This is a genomic window from Methylobacterium frigidaeris (assembly GCF_022179185.1).
Classification (GTDB): Bacteria; Pseudomonadota; Alphaproteobacteria; order Rhizobiales; family Beijerinckiaceae; genus Methylobacterium; species Methylobacterium frigidaeris.
Window position 1 is genome coordinate 1 of the sequence record NZ_BPQJ01000034.1, and the last position, 19,173, is coordinate 19,173.

Annotated in this window: 16 protein-coding genes and 1 pseudogene; 6 read left to right on the plus strand and 11 right to left on the minus strand. The window is 68.4% G+C overall.

Translation table 11 applies throughout. The annotated features are described in order from the left end of the window. Positions 1-148 precede the first annotated feature (148 nt). The gene (locus MFF64_RS26275; protein WP_238192794.1) at positions 149-934 is read left to right on the plus strand and encodes a hypothetical protein; all 786 of its coding nucleotides are present in this window, start codon (positions 149-151) and stop codon (positions 932-934) included. Positions 935-983: 49 nt separating this feature from the next. On the opposite strand, the gene MFF64_RS26280 is transcribed toward MFF64_RS26275, so the two are convergent. Together MFF64_RS26280 and MFF64_RS26285 are read right to left on the minus strand one after the other, a co-directional pair. After that, complete coding sequence (locus tag MFF64_RS26280) at positions 984-1,418, minus strand: hypothetical protein (RefSeq protein WP_238192795.1); 435 nt, start codon at positions 1,416-1,418, stop codon at positions 984-986. Continuing rightward, positions 1,418-2,389: an IS1595 family transposase gene (locus MFF64_RS26285; protein WP_238192796.1), complete on the minus strand. Its 972-nt coding sequence runs from the start codon at positions 2,387-2,389 to the stop codon at positions 1,418-1,420. Before MFF64_RS26285 ends, MFF64_RS26280 begins: the two co-directional genes overlap by 1 nt. Positions 2,390-2,502: 113 nt before the next feature. On the opposite strand from MFF64_RS26285, the gene MFF64_RS26290 reads away from it, so the two are divergent. Further along, entirely contained in the window at positions 2,503-2,760 is a 258-nt protein-coding gene (locus MFF64_RS26290) for a helix-turn-helix domain-containing protein (protein ID WP_238192797.1), read from the plus strand. A 400-nt stretch (positions 2,761-3,160) separates the two neighbouring features. Here the strand turns inward: MFF64_RS26290 and MFF64_RS26295 are convergent, their stop codons facing one another. Then, positions 3,161-3,772: a hypothetical protein gene (locus MFF64_RS26295; protein ID WP_238192798.1), complete on the minus strand. Its 612-nt coding sequence runs from the start codon at positions 3,770-3,772 to the stop codon at positions 3,161-3,163. Positions 3,773-3,899: 127 nt separating this feature from the next. On the opposite strand from MFF64_RS26295, the pseudogene MFF64_RS26300 reads away from it, so the two are divergent. Next, positions 3,900-4,958 (plus strand): annotated as a pseudogene (locus tag MFF64_RS26300) (glycosyltransferase family 2 protein); the annotation flags it as partial. 9 nt (positions 4,959-4,967) lie between these two features. Here MFF64_RS26300 and MFF64_RS26305 read toward each other — a convergent pair. Then, positions 4,968-5,561, minus strand: coding sequence for an SCO family protein (locus MFF64_RS26305; RefSeq protein ID WP_238192799.1), 594 nt, complete (start codon positions 5,559-5,561; stop codon positions 4,968-4,970). Between the two features lie 297 nt (positions 5,562-5,858). Here MFF64_RS26305 and serA point away from each other — a divergent pair, with 297 nt between their 5' ends. Together serA and MFF64_RS26315 are read left to right on the plus strand one after the other, a co-directional pair. Then, on the plus strand, positions 5,859-7,106 hold the full coding sequence (serA, locus tag MFF64_RS26310) for a phosphoglycerate dehydrogenase (RefSeq protein ID WP_099902063.1): 1,248 nt from the start codon (positions 5,859-5,861) through the stop codon (positions 7,104-7,106). A gap of 140 nt (positions 7,107-7,246) precedes the next feature. Next, complete coding sequence (locus tag MFF64_RS26315; protein ID WP_238192800.1) at positions 7,247-9,343, plus strand: putative bifunctional diguanylate cyclase/phosphodiesterase; 2,097 nt, start codon at positions 7,247-7,249, stop codon at positions 9,341-9,343. Between the two features lie 71 nt (positions 9,344-9,414). Here MFF64_RS26315 and MFF64_RS26320 read toward each other — a convergent pair whose 3' ends face one another. The 4 genes from MFF64_RS26320 to MFF64_RS26335 form a co-directional block, all read right to left on the minus strand. Then, entirely contained in the window at positions 9,415-9,720 is a 306-nt protein-coding gene (locus MFF64_RS26320) for a hypothetical protein (RefSeq protein ID WP_238192801.1), read from the minus strand. A gap of 8 nt (positions 9,721-9,728) precedes the next feature. Beyond that, entirely contained in the window at positions 9,729-11,591 is a 1,863-nt protein-coding gene (locus MFF64_RS26325) for an OmpA family protein (protein WP_238192818.1), read from the minus strand. Between the two features lie 194 nt (positions 11,592-11,785). Then, positions 11,786-13,444: a porin gene (locus MFF64_RS26330; protein WP_099904760.1), complete on the minus strand. Its 1,659-nt coding sequence runs from the start codon at positions 13,442-13,444 to the stop codon at positions 11,786-11,788. 374 nt (positions 13,445-13,818) lie between these two features. Continuing rightward, entirely contained in the window at positions 13,819-15,639 is a 1,821-nt protein-coding gene (locus MFF64_RS26335; RefSeq protein ID WP_238192802.1) for an ABC-F family ATP-binding cassette domain-containing protein, read from the minus strand. A 153-nt stretch (positions 15,640-15,792) separates the two neighbouring features. Here MFF64_RS26335 and MFF64_RS26340 point away from each other — a divergent pair, with 153 nt between their 5' ends. Next, positions 15,793-17,625 carry a gamma-glutamyltransferase family protein gene (locus tag MFF64_RS26340; protein WP_099906051.1) on the plus strand — a complete coding sequence of 611 codons (1,833 nt, stop codon included), beginning with the start codon at positions 15,793-15,795 and terminating at the stop codon, positions 17,623-17,625. A 5-nt stretch (positions 17,626-17,630) separates the two neighbouring features. Here MFF64_RS26340 and MFF64_RS26345 read toward each other — a convergent pair whose 3' ends face one another. From MFF64_RS26345 to MFF64_RS26355, 3 genes are all read right to left on the minus strand, one after another. Beyond that, a complete protein-coding gene (locus MFF64_RS26345; protein WP_099906053.1) occupies positions 17,631-17,852 on the minus strand; it encodes a hypothetical protein in 222 nt (73 codons plus the stop codon). Between the two features lie 63 nt (positions 17,853-17,915). Continuing rightward, positions 17,916-18,230 (minus strand): polyhydroxyalkanoic acid system family protein, encoded by a 315-nt coding sequence (locus tag MFF64_RS26350; RefSeq protein ID WP_099906061.1) that lies wholly within the window; start codon positions 18,228-18,230, stop codon positions 17,916-17,918. A 70-nt stretch (positions 18,231-18,300) separates the two neighbouring features. After that, on the minus strand, positions 18,301-18,684 hold the full coding sequence (locus MFF64_RS26355) for a septal ring lytic transglycosylase RlpA family protein (protein ID WP_099906055.1): 384 nt from the start codon (positions 18,682-18,684) through the stop codon (positions 18,301-18,303). Positions 18,685-19,173: the final 489 nt, after the last annotated feature.

Here is a 19,173-nt window from a genome sequence, read left to right on the forward strand (position 1 = left end):
CATCGGCTCCTCGCCGGCCTCACGCCGCGACCGAGCGCACCCCTGAGTAATTACCTCAGGTGTGTACGGCATAATATATCCAGCTTTTTTCGAGCGCGAACCCAGCTTTACTCAAATAATTCTTTCTCTTTTTACGCTCGACCCGTCCATGAATTTTGCCATGCGCTGGTTGAGTTTACTCGTATTGGTTGCTTCCATATACACTCTTATCATTGGAAGAATTTATAAAAACATTCCCATAAGTGTTATTAGTACTATATTCACGATTAATTTTGAAGACGAGGCTGGTCAAAGGGTGCAGTTTGATCGTAAGCAACTGTTAAGAGCAAACCAGACCAATGTGACGGCATATTTTTTCTCTGCAAGGCCCACTTCCGATAACGGTATAGTTGTTGAAAATAGCATATCTGGCAACGTATTCTGTCATGGGAGGGACATAAAGGACAGCCTTGAATGGTTTGGAACCGAAAAGAAGGGATTTGAGATCATTCATAACTTCGGAAGGTCACTGCCATACGCTTGGTATATGCCATTGATCCCTATATGGATACTCAATCGCGAGTCAAAACTTCTATTTGGATTTATACGAAGTCATATCATGACTCGAAGAGTGACAATTAGATACGAAAACGAGTTTAACAATACTCGGCCCACGATGAAAATGCTCGCCGGAACTTACTCTCAGCACAATATAACTATTATTTTGAATTTTCATAAAGATAACCCGCCAACATCTGTGAAAGCCATTAGGATCAAGGAAAATGGCGTTCTGGAAGTAGGACTCGAAGAAGAAAGCCCATCGTGTTATAAGCTGTATCTGCCAGAGCTTCGAAATGAAATCCTTCGTTTAAGCTGGGTTCCTGATGCAAACAAACGAGCTATATCTTCTGGGCTTGTTCAAGCCATAACGGAAAATAAATATAAAGTGGATTGAAAAACAAAACGCGATGGGGCTGTCTAGTGAAGATTGAGCCCCATCGTTTTTATTCAATTAATTGCCACAGGCAAACATTTTTATGCTTGCCGATTTTCTCAATACGTTTATGCAATGACGCCCGAGTTAGGGATTGGATCAGGCGGTATGCAACCGCCTTTCGTAGCATTGCGTCACCTTCGTCCCATCGCTTGGCTCTGATCACCTGAAGCGCCAACTCTCTCGTAGTGAGTGGACGTCCAGCTTCAACGAGAGCAATCTTACACAACTTGAACATCTCACCATAGGCGAATAGCCGATTGAGATGGGCGTAGGCCGGGAAGCGGGTCTGCGTGGCGGGGGAAAGGTCGTAGAGCGCGAGGACGGCTGTCACGCTTGACAGGTCGCGCTCAGCCGCCGCCAGTTGGCGCCGCAACTCGGCAATATGAGCTTCTATCTCATCCCGCTTAGTGCGAAGGGTGGTGACGACCTGGGGGAGAGCCATCACGCCACCTTCGCCTGATGCCGCTGCCAGTAGCCCGTCCAAACCAGGGACGGAGGATGGCGAAGGGAGGCTTCGGCCATCCGAAGGTACTGCTGACCGTTGCTGATGCGGCGGTTGTCCTCACGCCACGCCATCTCGCCAGCGTAGGCGGCGAGGTAGGGGCCGGCGATGTGATGGTGCGTGCCGATCTCAGCGCGACGGAGGCGGGAGAAGAACGACTCCGCTTGGTTGGTGCAGGCGTCGTCGGCGCTGTACGCCTGCTGATGGTTGATGCGCTTGGTCAGGTAGCGCTTGTGGAGCACGTCCCAACCAGCGGCCTCGTCAGCGTGGATGGTGCTGCCCACGGCGACCCGCTTGCCGATCGTCTCAATCGAAGCCGTCTCGCTCTTGAAGACGAAGGGGAGGGTGATCCCGCCTCGCTCACGCATGATGACCACGACCCGACGCTTGCCGGTCTGGTTGACAGCGAGGCGTCGGTCTACGCGGTTTTCCTTGTGGTTAGAGGGCTTCACGTAGCCCCCGAAGTAGGCGCCATCCACCTCTACCGTACCGGAGACGGTCGCCTCTGCCTTCTCAGCAGCAATCGCCTCCCTGAGCTTGTGAGCTAGGACGAAGGCCGTGCGGTACTGGACGTTGAGATCGCGGGAGAGTTGAAGCGCGCTGTGGCCCTTGGCGCCGTTGGCGAAGATCGCCATCGCCAAGAGGTAGTCGCGGATCGCGAGCTTGCGGTTGGCGAAGATGGTGCCGCTGGTCACGCTGTACTGATGGGAGCAGCCCTTGCACTTCCACAGCTTGCGGGTGGACAGGAAGTTGTGAGTGAGGCAGCCGCAGCGCGGGCAGTAGGGCTCGCCCTTGGTCCTGGCCCAGCGGATGAGCTTGAAGGTCGTCCAAGCCTCATCGTCCGACATACGAGCGACGCTGACGAGGCTCAGGGAGCGGGCAGCGGTGGAGAGAAGGAAGTGCTGAGCCACGGTTCCGCCTCAACGTTTTGCGTTAAGGTGGACGTTATGCGCTCAAAGATGCCAAGTCAACGCTTTCAATCGCCCTTGACGCAAAAACTCGGTCGCGCTACCTCTCTGTGACGATGACGCCTGAGCAATGCCGCGCCGCCCGAGGATGGCTAGACTGGTCGCAGCCCGACCTAGCCAAACGCTCGAACGTAGGACTGAGCACGATCCGCCAGTTCGAGAACGGCTTGCGCACGCCCATCGCCAACAACCTTCTGGCGATGAGACGTGCTTTCGAGGAAGCCGGGCTCACCATGTTGGATGGCCCGGCCGGGATCGCCTTTACGGGCGACGCTTCTGCATCAGATCAGAAGGGAAGCGGTCCTACTCCGTGATGTGCGAGGCCGCGGACGATCTTGCTAACCGTGCCGCCGTTAACGCAGAAGTAGTGTGACGCTCTGGCCTGAGACCAGCCAAGCACTTTGACCGCATGAAGGATGTGCCCTGCCGTTTCACGGTCGCAGGGGAACTCATATTTACGCATGGATATTCCTTGTCGCTGAATAGCGATTTCTGGCTACCCGGCTTGAAGGATGCGCTTGGACGTGCAACATTAGGGCTGCTGAGCCTTGCACGTCCAGCCTCTCCGTAGGCCGGTTGGTTAGGTTGGTGGCCGGGTTGGCGGTTGGCGCCGCTGACTCGGCCTCTTCCCTCTCTTAGAGGGGTTGAATGATCGCTATATCGTTCTCCTCGTTGGCGCCTGACCGGACGCGGGGTGGGACGGAGAGCCAGATTTTAGAGGAGATCGTCCTCATCAACTGGCTCTGTATCTGAGCCGTACGACGCACCATCGTTGTACGGCTCATTCTCTTCGGAACCCTCTTCAGACTCCGGGCTGTTGGTTGGCGGCGGTCCAAAGGACCAGCCAGCCCGCCCATGCGATGTCAGACGGCCGTCCTTGTAGAGCATCGCCGACAGATTGCCCGCTGGGCTCTGGCCGCCGATCTTGATGCCCAATGAAACAAGGTGGTCGTACACATCGGCGGTAGTCGGCATGCCGTCGTAATTGCGGACAAAACTGACAGCTTCATCCAAGGCGCGCTGCCGCTCAGGATCGCGCTGCCTTCCGGGCCTGCGCTTTGTCTCACCCAAGTAGACGGTTGCCGTTGCACCTCGCGAATGAAGGTGTGCGTCGAACTGGTTATTGGGGCCGTGTCCACCTTGCACGGAGGCAGAGTCAGGCTGGTAAAGCGCAAGGGCAGCCCGCAAGGCACGCAACTTTCGGAAGCGAGGGTCATTCCCTAGCTCCCGCTCCAAATCGGCAATCTCTTCGCTGAGTGCTTGCTCGATGCCCATAGGACTCGCCCGAATTTTGGAGAGCGTATCGGCGATCTCTTCAAATGGCAAGCGGCAAACGGAGAGAGATGGAAGGGACGCGGGTTCCTCCCCAACCGCTCGTCGTTCGGAGGGGTCAACGCCTGAAATCATAACGCCTATCTCAACGCTTTCCGGTGAGCTTGCTGCATAATACCGCGACTACCCGGCCTCGAAGCTCGACCTCAAATTCGTGATCGAGGCAGACGATCGCGCTACGGCGGCGGCGCTTGCCGCCCTGCCGCTGCCGGCGCGGTTCGAGGTGGTGACGGCGCCCGCCGGCCTGCCCCGCACCAAGCCCCGCGCCCTCAACGTCGCCCTGCCGCTCGCCCGTGGCGAGCACCTCGTGGTCTACGACGCCGAGGACGTGCCGGATCCGGGCCAGCTCAAGGCCGCCGCCGCCCTGTTCCGCACCGGCTCCGACCGGCTCGCCTGCCTGCAGGGCCGGCTGGTGATCGACAACACGAACGATTCCTGGCTCACCCGCTGCTTCACCCTCGAATACGCGGCGCTCTTCGACGTGCTGCTGCCGCTGCTGACGGCAGCGCACCTGCCGGTGCCGCTCGGCGGCACGACCGCACACTTCCGCACGCAGGTGCTGCGCGAATTGCACGGCTGGGACGCCTGGAACGTCACCGAGGATGCCGATCTCGGCCTGCGCCTGAGCCTCGCCGGCTACCGGGTCGGCGACCTGCCGCTCTCGACCCTGGAGGAGGCCCCCGCCGTCCTCCGGCCCTGGCTGCGCCAGCGCACCCGCTGGATGAAGGGATTCGTCCAGACCACGATCACCCACAGCCGGCACCCCGTCCGGGCCCTCCGGCGCCTCGGGCCCCTCGGCCTGCTCTGCGCCGTCGCCATGGTGCCCGGCACTGTCGTCTCGGCGCTGGCCTACCCGTTCGCGATCGCACTGGCGGTCTGGCACCTCGCGTCGGATCCGCTGCCGACCGGCCCGGACTTCCTCGCCAACCTGGTGACGGCGACGGGCGCCGTCGTCTTCGCGGCCGGCCTCGGCGCGATGTGGCTGCCGGCGCTCGTCGGCGGCCTGCGGCGCGGCTGGTGGAGCCTCGTCCCGTGGGTGCTCGTGCTGCCGGTCTATTACGGCCTCGTCAGCGCGGCGGCCTGGCTCGGCCTTCTCGAATGGCTGCTGGCGCCCTACCGCTGGAACAAGACCGATCACGGGCTCTCCGTCACCTCTCGCACGGGGGCGATGCGGCGGCGGAGTTGAGCCTCAGAGCTGGCGTGCCACCTCGGCGGCGGCGTCCTTGGCCGGGCGCATCAGGTTGAGCGAGCCGACGAAGTTGCCACGCCCGTCCATGATGTAGACCAGCGCCGTATGCTCCATCGTGTAGTCGCCCTCCTTCAGCGGCACCTTGCGGCTATAGGCGCGGTAGGCCTTCACGGTGGCGGCCACCGCCTCGGGCGAGCCGGTCAGCCCGACGATGCGGGGGTCGAAGCTCGACAGGTAGTCCTTGAGCGCCGCCGGCTTGTCGCGCTCCGGGTCGACGCTGATGAACAACGCCTTCACGTCGCGGCCCTGCGGCCCCAGAGCGGCCAGCACGTCGGAGATCTGCTGCAGGGTGGTCGGGCAGATGTCCGGGCAGTGGGTGAAGCCGAAGAAGACCAGATGCGGCTTGCCGGCGAAATCCCGGTCGGTGACGGTGCGGCCGTCCTGGTTCACCAGGGTAAACGGTCCGCCGACGGCACTGGTGCCGGTGGCCGGGCGGCCGAGCATCAGGCTGGCGGCGAGGCCCAGCACCGCGAGGCCGAGAACGAAGACGAGGAGCGGGATCGCGGCGCGGCGCATCCGGGGCGTGAGGGGCATCGGCGGTCTCTTCCTGGCTTGCCGAGACGGACGGGGCCGGTGGAGCACCGCCTGCCCGCGGCGGCAAGGGGGCACGGGGTCGCCCCGATGGGAACGGGGCACGGGGCCGCCCCGAAAGGTCGGTCGGCCGGATTGCCCGCGCGGTGGGCGCAGCGCTGCCCTGCGCGTGGGCAGACCCAGGTAACCGGACCCCATGTTGCGTTGCGTCGCCCGCTCTCCTATCGCTCGCGACGACCGGACCGCGCCTGCCGCGGTCTCCGCCCCCACTCCCAAAAATACCTGCCAAGAAGACCCGCCATGGCCGACAAGCTCTCACTGCCCAAGGACAAGATTCGCGTCCTGCTGCTCGAAGGCATCAACGACAGCGCGGTGGCGCTGCTCGAGGCGGCCGGCTACGTCACGGTCACGCGGCTGGCCAAGGCCCTCGACCCGGCCGACCTGCACCAGGCGCTCAAGGGCGTCCATATCCTCGGCATCCGCTCGCGCACGCAGCTCGACGAGGCCGCCTTCGAGGCCGCCGACCGGCTGATGGCCGTCGGCTGCTTCTCGGTCGGCACCAACCAGGTCGACCTCGACGCAGCGCGCCGGCGCGGCATCCCGGTCTTCAACGCGCCGTTCTCCAACACCCGCTCGGTGGCCGAGCTGGTCATCGGCGAGATCGTGATGCTGCTGCGCCGCATCGTGCCGCGCTCGGTCTCGGCCCATGTCGGCGGCTGGGACAAGTCGGCGAACGGCTCGTTCGAGGTCCGCGGCAAGACGCTCGGCATCGTCGGCTACGGCAACATCGGCTCGCAGCTCTCGAACCTCGCCGAGGCGATGGGCATGCGGGTGATCTTCCACGACCTCACCGACCGCCTGCGCCACGGCAACACCGAGCCGGTGGACAGCCTCGACGCGCTGCTCGCCCAGAGCGACGTGGTCTCGCTGCACGTGCCCGAGACCGCCTCGACCCACAACATGATCGGCGAGGCGCAGATCCGGGCGATGAAGCCGGGCTCGTACCTCATCAACAATTCCCGCGGCACGGTGGTCGACCTCGACGCCGTGGCGGCCGCCCTGAAGGACGGCCACCTGCGGGGGGCCGCCGTCGACGTGTTCCCGGTCGAGCCGAAGTCGAACCAGGAGCGCTTCGTCTCGCCGCTCCAGGGCCTCGAGAACGTCATCCTCACGCCCCATGTCGGCGGCTCGACCGAGGAGGCGCAGGAGCGCATCGGCGCCGAGGTCGCGCGCAAGCTCGTCGACTACTCGGATATCGGCTCGACGGTAGGCGCGGTGAACTTCCCGCAGGTGCAGCTGCCGGCCCGGCCGACCGGCCTGCGCTTCATCCACGTGCAGCGCAACCTGCCGGGCATGCTGGGGCGCCTCAACGAGACCTTCGCCCGCAAGCAGATCAACATCGCGGCGCAGTTCTACCAGACCGACGGCGAGGTCGGTTACGTCGTGGTCGAGACCGACGCGACCGACGTCGATCCGGAGGCCCTGCTCGAGGAGCTGCGCTCGATCGACGGCACGATCCGGGCTCGGCTGCTCTACGAGCGGCGCTGAGGCCACGCCGGGGGCCGCCAGCGGCCCCCGCCCCCCACTTCCCGCCCCTTCAGGATTCCCTAACTGTCCACCCATATTTCCTAACGTCATCTCGCGCCATACCGGCGCGCGATACGGCAGGTGACGGGACGCGTGCGGGCATGACGGGGTGTCCATTTTCCAGCGTGGTCCTCGCGCAGCAGGCGGCGGGACCACCCGGACCGATCTCCTTCGCGCAGATCTGCGACGTGATGCCGATCGGGGCGATGACCTGCGATCTCACCACCTTCACGATCGACTACGCCAATCCCTCCTCGATCGAGCTGCTGCATTCGATTCGCGACACGCTGGGAATCGATCCCGAGGCGATCATCGGGACGTCGATCGACATCTTCCACAAGGATCCCGCCTACCAGCGCAACCTGCTCAGCGAGCCAGTCAACCTTCCGCACAAGGCGCGCATCCGCTTCGGCGACGAGTGGCTTGACCTGAGCATCCACGCCCTGCCCGAATCCGGGGGGCGGGTCAGCCGGGCGCTCCTCGTCTGGTCGATCGCGACCGCGGAGGTGCTCAAGGAGCAGGAGGAGTACCGCCTCCTGCGCATGATCGACGACATGCCGGTGGCGGTGATGACGGTCGATCCCACGAGCTACCGCATCACCTACGTCAACGAGACCTCGAAGCGCACGCTGGGCCAGATCGAGACGCATCTGCCGATCAAGGCCTCGGACCTGCTCGGCGCTTCCATCGACGTGTTCCACCGGAACCCGACGCATCAGCGACGGCTCCTCGCCGATCCCGCCAACCTGCCCCACCACGCCCGGATCAAGGTCGGCCCCGAAGTGCTCGACCTCCAGGCCTCGGCGGTGCGCGGGACCGACGGCGCCTATCTCGGCCCGATGCTGACCTGGTCGATCGTCACCCAGCAGGTCGCGGCCGAGGCACGCATCCAGCAGCTCGCCCATTACGACACGCTGACCGGGCTCGCCAACCGGTCGACCTTCCGCGAGAATCTGGGGGCGGCCCTCATCCGGGAGGGAAGTGCCCTGGGGCTGCTCTTCATCGATCTCGACGGCTTCAAGATCATCAACGACTCGAACGGCCACCTCGTCGGCGACGCGCTCCTGAGCCAGGTCGCCGACCGCCTGCGCGCCCTGTGCGACCAGCCCGGCGTGCTGGTCTCGCGCCTCGGCGGCGACGAGTTCGCCATCATGACGCCGCAGACGGAGCTCGGTGCGCTCGCAGGTTTCGCCGAGGGGCTCATCGACGCCCTGGTGGCGCCCTACCCGGCGGAGGGAGAGCGCTCGCTGGAGGTCGGGGCGAGCATCGGCATCGCGGTGGCGCCGGAGCACGGGCACGAGCCGGAAGCCCTCCTCGCCCGCGCCGACATGGCGCTCTACTCGGCGAAGGCCGCGGGCAAGCGGACCTTCCGGCTGTTCAGCGACGAGATGGAGACGCGGCTCCACGAACGCCTCCGCCTCGAGGCGAGACTGCGCACGGCGCTCGGCACCAAGGACGGGCTCTTCCTGTTCTACCAGCCCATCATCGACGTCCGCACCGGCTCGGCGACGGCGCGGGAAGGCCTGATCCGCTGGCATCACCCGGCCCGGGGCTGGATCTCGCCGGCGGAGTTCATTCCCACCGCCGAGGAGAGCGGCCTGATCCGCGACCTCGGCGCCTGGGTGCTGCGCCGCGCCTGCGAGGATGCGGCGACGTGGACGGACGGCGCTCGCGTGGCCGTCAACGTCTCGCCGCGCCAGCTCGGCACCGGCACCCTCGCCCCGGCGGTGCTCGAGGCGCTGCTGGCCAGCGGCCTGTCGCCGGATCGGCTCGAGATCGAGGTCACGGAGAGCGCGCTGCTCGGCGACGAGAAGGCCGGCCTGGCGGATCTGCGTCGCATCCGGGACATGGGCGTGCGGGTAGCGCTCGACGATTTCGGGACCGGCTTCTCGTCGCTGGCCCATCTCCGGGCCTTCCCCTTCGACAAGATCAAGATCGACGGCTCGTTCGTGCGGGACGCCGTGACGCGGCCGGACTGCGCCGCGATCGTCGGGGTGGTGGCGGATCTCGGCCGGCGCCTCGGCGTCACCACGGTGGCCGAGGGCGTCGAGACGAAGGCCCATCTCGACCTCGTCATCGCCGAGGGCTGCACCGAGGTGCAGGGCTACCTCCTGGGCCGCCCGGCGCCGCGGGACGCCGACGTCCCGGTGATCGCGAGCCTCCTCACGCCGGCAGCGGTCGCCCGGAAGGCGGTCTGAAACGGCGACGCATCAGCCTCTCGGGCCATCAATCCTGAGACATCGGCATTTCGGGGCACCGGAAGAACGCGTCACGCCCGCCGCGGCAGGGCGGCCCCGAGGAGGCAACCGACGAGGTAGAAAGCCAGCATCAGGGCAGCGGTCTCGAGCCAGAAGCCTTCCCGCCCCGGCACGGCGAGGGATCCGGGCGCGAGACCGGCGAGGGCCGCCGCCCCGGCGGCGAGAGCAAGGAGCACGACGAGGCCGGCGGCGAGGCGCGGGCCCCTGCCGGCGGGCAGGCCGGCCCAGCGGCCGGTGCCGGCCCCGATCAGCAGGGCGGCGAGGAGGCCCGGCCAGGCGACGGAGGCCAGGATCGCAACGGGGGAGAAGATCGACACGACGGGCCTCAGGAGCGCAGGGCGAAGGCGACCGCCCGGCGGTCGGCGGCGGCCCCGGCCGGCGCGGCGGCGATCCGGTCGGCCGGGATGCCGGCCTTGAGCAGGTAGTCGACGATCGCGGCGGCGCGCCGTTGCGGCAGGCCGGGATCGGGCATAGAGGATGTCTCGGCGGGTTTCGGGGCGAGCTTCTCCGGAGGTTTCTCGGCCTGCTTGCCGGGCTTCACCGCGGACTTGGCCCGGCTGAGTGCGGGAGCGGGTGCTTCCTTGGGGGCCGGCGGCGGAACGGTGCCGGGCGGGTCGTCGTGGCCGGCGACCTCGATCCGGGCCTGAGGGCAGGCGCGGGCGAGGCCCGCGACCTCGTCGAGGACGGGATAGAAGGCCGGCTTCAAATCGGCGCTGCCGGGGTCGAAGCGCAGGGTCGGTTCCGTGGCGAGCGCCGCAAAGGTCTCGCGGCAGGCCGCCGGATCCCGGACCGGGGCGGCGCCGCGGGCATCGACCGCGACGTCGATCCGCCAGCCGGCCGGCGCGATCCGCGCGGCCTCGGCGGCGACGCGGCGCGCGCTCTCGCGGTAGAGCCCTTCGCCGGCGACGCGCAGGCTCTGGTCGCGCACCGTGACCTCGCCCTCCGCGAGCTGCCCGAGGATGCCGATCCCGGCGGTCAGACCGGCGATGAGGGCCGGCGGTGCGCCGTCCGCGAGGCGGGTGCGATCGACGATCCGCTCGCCGTAGAGGTAGGGCCGCAAGGTCGCCCGGATCGCGGCGCGCGCCTCGGCATCCGGCAGGTGGCCGGTGAGGGTGAAGGCGTCGGGCCCGCGCCGGACCGTGACGAGGTAGGGCGAGACCGGGCTCGCCGTCAGGGCGACCGTGCCGCGGGAGAGGCCCGCAGGCAGGGTATCGGCGAGGGAATCGGCCTCGCGCACGGCCTGGACGTCGATGGCGGCGCCCCGGATCGACAGGGCAGCGCCGTCGAGCGAGACGCTGCCCTCCCGCACGAGCGCCAGGGCCGCGAAGGCGCGGTCGATCAGCGCCCGCGCGTCGATCCCGGCGGGGAGCCCGCGAGCGGTGCGCATCGCGTCGGTCACCGGGGCGCCGTCGGCGAGGAGCCGCGCGGCGGCCAGGATCGCCGCGCGGTCGGCCTCCGACACGGTATAGCCGTCGAGGCGGAGGCCCTCGGGGCCGCGGCTCGCCGCCCAGGTGAAGGGCGAGACCAGGGCCGGCTCGACCGCGACCTCCCCGATCGTGAAGCCGGCGGGCGGCCGGTCGAGGTCGGCCTTGAGACCGGCATAGGCCTCGACGCTCGCCGCCTCGCCGCGGATCGAGAGGACGCGGTCGCTCATCGCCGCGGTGGCGCCGGGCTTCAGGCGTTGCGCCTGCGCGAGGAGAAAGCGGGCCGCCGCGGAGAAGTTCTCCGGCGCGCCGCGGGCGGCCCGCGCGGCGTCGCGCAAGCCGAGCCCGGCGGGCAGGCCGCCTCCCAGGGTCTCGGCGAGGGCCGTGCGACCGATCTCCGCCGGGCGGTGGCCGATGAGGTCGAGGCGGTCCGGCGCGCGGTGGATCGCCGCCCAGGTGAAGGGCGCGACCTCGGCGACGAGGCCGAGGCGGTCGAGGATGCGGCGATGGCCCGGCACGGCGGCGAGGGCGACGCGGGCCTCGTCGAGGGCGGCCTGCATCGGCGCCTCGCCGCTCGCCACGAAGTCGCGGCCCCGCGCCTCGACCCGCAGCCAGGGCTCGGCCCCGTCGCGGCCGGTGCCCGCCGCGATCGCCGCCGCAGGCGCCTCCAGGGCGGATTCGAGCCGCGGCTCGGCGAAAGCCGTGGCGGCGACCCACGCACCGGCGAGGAGGGGAAGGCCGGCGAGCCAGCCGATCGAGCGCATCGCCACACTGGACCTCGTCGCGGAACCGCGCGCGGCGGGAGCCTCGCGCGCAAGCCGCCACCCTGGCGCCGGTTTCCGGCATCAGCAAGGCGCGACACGCGATCGGCGGGCAATAGAAAAAGGGTCCCGGCGCGAGCCGGGACCCTGAGGAATCTCGTCCGATAGGCGGCCCCCGTGGGGGCCGCCGTCGCGACTTAGAAGTCGCGCTGGACGCGCATGCGGACCTGGAAAGTGTCCGTGTAGTTGGTGGTGGGCAGCACGGCGCCGGCCGAGTTGATCGGCAGGCCGGCGGCGTTGAGGCCGGCGACGGTGTTCGGGCCGACCGCGGCCTTGTTCACGTCCACCACACGGCCGCCGCCGCGGATGTCGACGCGGTTGTAGAGACCCTCGACACCGATATCGAGGTCCTTCACCGGCGACCAGATCAGGCTCGCGCCGGCGACGACCTGGCTCGTGTCGCGCAGGGCGTTGCTGTACAGGAAGGCGCCGGGGCTGTTGACCGGGTTGCCGAGGCCGTTGAAGTTCAGCCCGCCGAGCAGGTTGCGGCTCGTCTTGCCGAAGCTCATCTCGCCGTAGCTGCCGATGAAGGCCGAGCGCAGCTCGGGCGTCCAGTAGTGCAGGTACGAACCGACCACAGTCCAGCTGGTCGACAGCTCCATCCGGCCGGTCAGCGGGTTCACCGCGGCATCGGTGAAGAAGGTCGAGAAGTTGCCGCCCTGCGTGTTGTTGGCGCTCTGGGTGTAGGTACCGATGTACTGGGAGTAACCGGTGTAGATCTGAGCGCCTTCGCCGTACGAGCCCTGGAGATAGAGGGCGTCGCCCGGAGCGATGAACGGCAGGTTGAACTTCACGCCGCCCTGGACGGCCCAGCCGTACTCGTTCTGGACGCGCGGAGCGACGGCGACGCTGGTGGCCGTGGTGCCGTTGACGATCGGCACGCCACCGAAGCTCAGAACCGTCGCGGCGTTGCCGACGGTCAGCTCGTGCACCGCGGCCGAGAGCTGAGCGGAGCCCCAGCCGGCGTCGTAGCGCAGCACGCCGACGAAGTCGGGCATGCGCGAGCGCTGGTCGACGTTGTAGAACGCCTCGCCGATCGGCACGCCGGCCGCGTTGTAGGCGACGACCGGGGTGAAGTTGTTCGCCGCGGCGCCGAAGACCTGGAACTGGCTCGCCGCGTTGCCGGCGGTGGCGGTGCCGAACAGCGGGTTCTTGCGGAAGATCGGGTCTTCGACCGAGAGCGTCGCCGAGAAGCCCTCGCCGAAGGTCGCGGTGTAGGCGAGCAGGTTGGTCGAGGCGACGTCGGAGCCCAGCGAGGTGCCGATGATCTCGAAGTCGTGGGCGTAGAAGTCGTAGAACGAGGCCGCGCGACCGGCGGTGAGGCCGGCGAACTGGATGAACGCCTTGTCGACGTTCACGTATTGCTGGGCGCGACCGAAGGTGTCGATGCCGGTCGCCGTGAAGGCGTTGGCGATGCGCTCCTGGGTGCCCGACTTCAGGTAGGCGCCGGTGCGGGAGGCGAGCTCGAAGCGCACGAAGGCACGGAGCGTGCCGTAGGCGGTCTGCGTGCGGGCATCGAGGTTGAGGCGGCCGAGACCGCGGTAGCCCATCAGGTCGCCGTTGGCGCCGGAGCGGCTGTAGCCCTGGGAGTAGGTCGCCTCGAACCGCGCGCGGCCGGAGACGCGCAGGCAGGTGTCGGTACCGGGAATGAAGAAGAAGCCGGCACCGTAGGCCGAGCAGACACGAACGTATTCGACAGGCGCCGCCTTCTTGACCGGCAGATCGGCAGCCTGCGCCCCCGCCACGACAGTCAGGCCGGCAGCCGAACCCAGCAGAAGGCTCTTCACGAGCTTCATCGAGACCTCCAAAGTTTCGAGACCCTGGGGGTGAACGACTGTGTCTCGACGAATGCCGAACCACGCCACTCTTATCCCCTTGCGCCCGGCGCTCCCTGGGGGATGTCATCCGGGCCGCACCGGGTTGTGCCCGGCGCAGAGGCACCATGTGCGAGGCGCTAACGCCGATCAACCGGCATCCGCGTCCGGGACGGCCAAGGCACCGGCTTTCCGCCGTAATGTTGCACGGACGCCACGAAACCTTACGCGGGTCAGCTAAATCCGCGCCCATGCGCGTGAGAACTAAAGATCTCGCGCGTCGCTCTGTCGTCTCCTGGGCCGGGAGCCCGTCCCGCGACCACAACCTGTATTTGTCCCTGGTTGCGTCGGTGGACTCAGCCTTCCAGTTCCTCGCGCATCATCTCGAGTTCGAGCCAGCGCTCCTCGGCGCTGGCGAGGTCGGTCTCGGTCGTCGCCAGGGTGCGGGAGATCGCCTCGAAGCGGGCGGGGTCGCGGGCGTAGAGCGTCGGGTCGTCGAGGGCGGCCCGCAGCTTAGCCCGGTTGCCCTCCAGCGCCGCGATCCGGGCCGGCAGGGTCTTGAGCTCGTGCTGCTCGTTGAAGCCGAGGCGCCGCTTGGCCGTCGGACGGGCCAGCGCCGGCTTCGAGGCCTGGACCGTGTCCTTGGCCGCCCCCTTCGGGCTCACGGCGCCGCGCGCCTGCACCCCGGCGCCGCGCTGGGCGACCATGTCGCTGTAGCCGCCCGCATAGGCGACCCAGCGCCCTTCCCCTTCCGAGACCAGCACCGTGTCGACCACCCGGTCGAGGAAGTCGCGGTCGTGGCTGACCAGGATCAGGGTGCCGGCATAGTCGCCGAGCATCTCCTGGAGGAGGTCCAGGGTCTCGAGGTCGAGGTCGTTGGTCGGCTCGTCGAGCACCAGCAGGTTGCCGGCCTCCGCGAGCGCACGGGCCAAGAGCAGCCGGTTGCGCTCGCCGCCGGAGAGCACGCCGACGGGGGTGCGCGCCTGCTCGGGCGAGAACAGGAAGTCCTTCATGTAGCCGACGACGTGCCGGCTCTGGCCGCCGACCTGGACGCTGTCGCTGCCCCCGCCGGTCAGCACGTCCGCGACGGTGCGCTCGGGATCCAGCGCGCTGCGGCGCTGGTCGAGGAGGTTGAGGGTGACGTTGGCGCCGATCTTCACCTCGCCCGAATCGGGCTCGAGGCTTCCGGTGAGCAGGTTGACGAGCGTCGTCTTGCCGGTGCCGTTGGCGCCGACGATGCCGAGCCGGTCGCGGCGGGCGATGCGCAGCGACAGGTCGCGGACGATCGGGCGGTCGCCGTACGACTTGGACACGTCGCGCGCCTCGACCACCAGGGCGCCGGAGGCCTCGGTCTCGCTCACCGTCAACGTCGCGGCGCCGACCGGGCCGCGATGCTCGCGGGCCTTGCGGCGCAGCTCGTGCAGGCCGGCGAGCCGCTTGACGTTGCGCTTGCGCCGCGCCGTCACGCCGTAGCGCAGCCAGTCCTCCTCCGCCGCGATCTTGCGGTCGAGCTTGTGGCGGTCGCGCTCCTCCTCCTCGAACACCTGGTCGCGCCAGCCCTCGAAGGCGGCGAACCCCTGGTCGAGCCGCCGCGTCGTGCCCCGGTCGAGCCAGACGGTGGCGCGGGACAGGGCCTCGAGGAAGCGCCGGTCGTGGCTGATCAGCACCAGGGCCGAGCGGCTGCCCTTCAGCTCGGCCTCGAGCCACTCGATCGCCGGCAGGTCGAGGTGGTTGGTCGGCTCGTCGAGGAGCAGGATATCGGGCTCGGGCGCCAGCGCCTGGGCCAGAGCCGCGCGGCGCGATTCGCCCCCCGACAGCCGGCTCGGATCCTCCTCGCCGGTCATGCCGAGACTCTCGAGCAGGTAGCGCGCCCGGTAGAGCTCGTCGCCGGGCCCCATCCCCGCCTCGACGAAGGACAGGGTGGTGGCGTGGCCCGAGAAATCCGGCTCCTGGGCGAGGTAGCGCACGGTCGTGCCGGGCTGGACGAAGCGCACGCCCTTGTCGGGCTCGACCAGCCCGGCGGCGACCTTGAGCAGGGTCGACTTGCCCGAGCCGTTGCGGCCGACGAGGCAGGTGCGGTCGCCGGGGGCGAGCGAGAGGTCGGCCCCGGCGAGCAGCGGCGTGCCGCCGAAGGTGAGCGCGATGCCCTGGAGGGTGAGGAGCGGAGGAGCGGCCATGGCCGGGGGATACGGCAGGGCCGGGCGAAAGGCGAGCCCTGCGCCAGGGAGCGCAGGGGGTGCCGCCGGCGGGGCTCCCCAAGCCTGTCGGGGCTCTTACAGTGCGCACCGACAGGACAATTCCCACCGCGGGCGCCCCGGAGAGGACCACCGATGAGCTTCGTCACCCCAGACCCCTTCACCACGCGGCCCGAGATCGACGGCACCTTCGGGGTCGTGGCGTCGACGCACTGGATCGCCACCGCGGTCGGCATGGGCGTGCTGGAGCGGGGCGGCAACGCCTTCGATGCGGGGGTCGCCACGGCCTTCGTGCTGCAGGTGGTCGAGCCGCACCTCAACGGGCCGGGCGGCGACGTGCCGGTGATCCTGCACGACGTCCGGGTTGGCCGGCCGCAGGTGGTGTGCGGGCAGGGCCCGGCGCCGCAGGCCGCCACCATCGCGCGCTTACGCGACCATCTCGGCCTCGACCTCGTGCCGGGCACCGGGCTCCTGGCCCCGTGCGTGCCGGGCACCTTCGACGCCTACATGCTGATCCTGCGCGACCACGGCACCTGGCGTCTCGCCGACGTGCTGGAAGCGGCGATCGGTTACGCGCGGGACGGCTTCCCGCTGGTCGAGCGGGTCTCGGCCACCATCGCCACCGTCGAGGGGCTGTTTCGCGAGCACTGGCCGAGTTCGGCGGCGACGTACCTCCAGGATGGCGGCGTGCCCGCCCCCGGCACGCTGTTCACCAACCCGGCTCTCGCAGAGACCTATGCCCGGATCGTGCGCGAGGCCGCGGGGGGCACGCGCGAGCAGGAGATCGAGCGCGCCCGCCGGATCTGGTCGCAGGGCTTCGTCGCGGAGGCGATCGACACGTTCTGCCGCACGCAGGCGGTGATGGACGTGACGGGCCGGCCTCATCGCGGTCTCCTCACCGGGGCCGACATGGCGGCCTGGCAGGCGAGCGTCGAGGAGCCGGTCGGTTACGAGTACGGCCGCTACACCGTGCTGAAGGCCGGGCCGTGGACGCAGGGGCTCGCCACCCTGCAGCAGCTCGCCCTGCTCAAGGGCTTCTCCCTCGACGGCCTCGATCCGGCCGGGCCCGACTTCATCCACCTCCAGGTCGAGTGCGCCAAGCTCGCCTTCGCCGACCGGGACACGTTCTACGGCGATCCCGCCTTCGTCGACGTGCCGGTGGAGATCCTGCTCTCGGACGCCTACAACGATGAGCGCCGCCGGCTCGTGGCTGAGACCGCCTCGCTGGAGCAGCGGCCCGGCACGATCCACGGCTTCGGCAAGGCCCTCGACGCCCGGGTGAGCAGCGGCGCCCGCACAGCCGTCGCCAGCACCGGGGCCGGTGAGCCGACGGTCGGCAAGATCGCAGCGACGGTCCCGCCGGACGATGCCCGTGCGGGCGTGGTTCGGGGCGACACGGTCCACTTCGACATCATCGACCGGCACGGCAACATGATCACCGCCACGCCGTCCGGCGGCTGGCTGCAATCCTCGCCGGTGATCCCGGCGCTCGGCTTCTGCCTCGGCACCCGGGCGCAGATGTTCGTCCTCGACGAGGCGCATCCGGCAGCCCTCGCCCCGGGCAAGCGGCCGCGCTCGACCCTCTCGCCGACGATGGCCCTGCGCGACGGCGAGCCCTACCTCGCCTGGGGCTCGCCGGGGGGCGACCAGCAGGACCAGTGGATCCCGCAATTCTTCCTGCGCCACATCCATGCGGGCATGAACCTGCAAGCGGCGATCGACGCGCCGGCCTGGCACACCGAGCACTTCCCGTCCTCGTTCTGGCCGCGCACGGCCCGGCCGGGCGTCGTGGTGGTGGAGAACCGGGTCAGCTCCGGCACGGTGGCGGAGTTGCGCCGGCGCGGCCACCTCGTCGAGGTCGGGTCCGACTGGTCGGAGGGCCGCCTGACCGCGGCGAGCCGCGACGGCCGCCGCCTGCGGGCGGCGGCCAACCCGCGCGGCATGCAGGGCTATGCCGCGGGGCGGTGAGCGCCTTACATCGTCGGGTTGGCGGGCCCGGTCGGGGAAGGGTCGGGGGTGATGGCCGGGGAGTTGCCGGGATCGTTCACCGGAATCTCGACCGGCCGATCGCCCGGGGCCTCGCTCGGCAGGTCGGGCCCGCCGGGATTCGGCGTATCGGGGCCAGGATTGTCGGGACCCGGCGCAGGCGGTACGGGATCGTAGGGCTGGTCCGGGATCGGGCCGGGATTCGACATCGAGCGCTCCTCTCTCTGTCGTTTTCAAACCGGGGCGCCGGGCCCCGGTTCCGCTGCGTCCGGCTACTGCTTGGTCAGGAGCTTGGTGCCGTTCTGGCTGACGATCTGCTGAATCTTGTGGGCGAAGAGCGACAGCAGCAGCGGCATCCGGACCTCGACCCGCACCGCGTCGTCCTCGACGTCGATGTCGCCGTCGACGCGCTGGTTCATGGCGGCCACCAGGAACGAGAGCCGGTCGCCGCTCCAGGTCGCGTCGGCCATGCTGAGGCCCGCCTTCTGCAGCATCTCCTTGGCCTGGCCGATTCCGTTCTCGAGCCGGCGTCGGGCCTCGGCCCGGCCGAGCTGATGGGGAATCACGACAACCAGGGGCTTTGCCATCATCACGCTCCGCTCGCACGATGAGCCTGATGTGGGGAGGCGCAGCCCGACGGCAACGCCGGGGCCTGGATCAGTCCACCACCGCGACGGCGACCCGGGCGATGCCGTTCATGCCGATCGCCTGGCCCGCGCCGCGGGCGAGATCGATGATGCGCCCATGCGCGAACGGCCCACGGTCGTTGATCCGCACCACCACCGAGCGGCCGTTGGACTGGTTGGTCACCCGCACCCGCGTGCCGAAGGGCAGGCTGCGATGCGCCGCCGTGAGGCCGTTGGGGTTGAAGCGCTCGCCGCTCGCGGTGCGATGGCCGGACGCGTACCAGGAGGCTTTGCCGCTCTGGGCCTGAGCCGTCGACGAAGCGGCGAGGCTGCCCAATCCGGCGAGGGCGAAGCCCCCTCCGAGAGCCACCATCCGGGCCGCGTTCGACCGACGCACAGGCTGGGCGCTGTTCATTCCACTGTCCTTGGTGGTTGCTGACGACAGAGCCAATCGAGACCAAACAGGACGAAAATATGACCGCCCGATTTGTGGCAGATAGTGCCGCATTCTCGGCCGATATCTTGAAATTCGTTAAGAAATGACTTTTCAAGTCATGGAGAAATGCGAAACCTTATTGGCGACTTGCGGGAGCGGGCAGCTGCACTCGGGTTTTCAGCATTCGGAAGAAGCGCGGGCCGCGCGGCGGTGCCCGCGGCACCGAGGCGAGTGGCAGGGCCGTGCCGTGGAAGGGGGAGGCGCGGACGCCTCCCCTCCCCGACCGATCCCGGGCTTGGCCGGGATCTGCGAGCGAGGCGCGAAGTCGCGCAGGACCGACTTCGGCCGTGGGGAGAGAGCTTCCCCCTGTCGTCGACGACGTGAGCGCAAGCGAAGCCGAAGCGAGGGGTGAGGTGCCGGAGGAGTCTCTTCCGGAGATCCACCTCACCCTCGCCCTGCGGTCTCGCT

Bases quoted from the DNA above. Each gene is read 5' to 3' on its own strand.
- MFF64_RS26275 (WP_238192794.1), top strand. From the start codon at position 149: ATGAATTTTGCCATGCGCTGGTTGAGTTTACTCGTATTGGTTGCTTCC.
- MFF64_RS26280 (WP_238192795.1), bottom strand. From the start codon at position 1,418: ATGGCTCTCCCCCAGGTCGTCACCACCCTTCGCACTAAGCGGGATGAG.
- MFF64_RS26290 (WP_238192797.1), top strand. From the start codon at position 2,503: ATGACGCCTGAGCAATGCCGCGCCGCCCGAGGATGGCTAGACTGGTCG.
- MFF64_RS26305 (WP_238192799.1), bottom strand. From the start codon at position 5,561: ATGCCCCTCACGCCCCGGATGCGCCGCGCCGCGATCCCGCTCCTCGTC.
- serA (WP_099902063.1), top strand. From the start codon at position 5,859: ATGGCCGACAAGCTCTCACTGCCCAAGGACAAGATTCGCGTCCTGCTG.
- MFF64_RS26315 (WP_238192800.1), top strand. From the start codon at position 7,247: ATGACGGGGTGTCCATTTTCCAGCGTGGTCCTCGCGCAGCAGGCGGCG.
- MFF64_RS26325 (WP_238192818.1), bottom strand. From the start codon at position 11,591: ATGCGCTCGATCGGCTGGCTCGCCGGCCTTCCCCTCCTCGCCGGTGCG.
- MFF64_RS26330 (WP_099904760.1), bottom strand. From the start codon at position 13,444: ATGAAGCTCGTGAAGAGCCTTCTGCTGGGTTCGGCTGCCGGCCTGACT.
- MFF64_RS26335 (WP_238192802.1), bottom strand. From the start codon at position 15,639: ATGGCCGCTCCTCCGCTCCTCACCCTCCAGGGCATCGCGCTCACCTTC.
- MFF64_RS26340 (WP_099906051.1), top strand. From the start codon at position 15,793: ATGAGCTTCGTCACCCCAGACCCCTTCACCACGCGGCCCGAGATCGAC.
- MFF64_RS26345 (WP_099906053.1), bottom strand. From the start codon at position 17,852: ATGTCGAATCCCGGCCCGATCCCGGACCAGCCCTACGATCCCGTACCG.
- MFF64_RS26350 (WP_099906061.1), bottom strand. From the start codon at position 18,230: ATGGCAAAGCCCCTGGTTGTCGTGATTCCCCATCAGCTCGGCCGGGCC.
- MFF64_RS26355 (WP_099906055.1), bottom strand. From the start codon at position 18,684: ATGAACAGCGCCCAGCCTGTGCGTCGGTCGAACGCGGCCCGGATGGTG.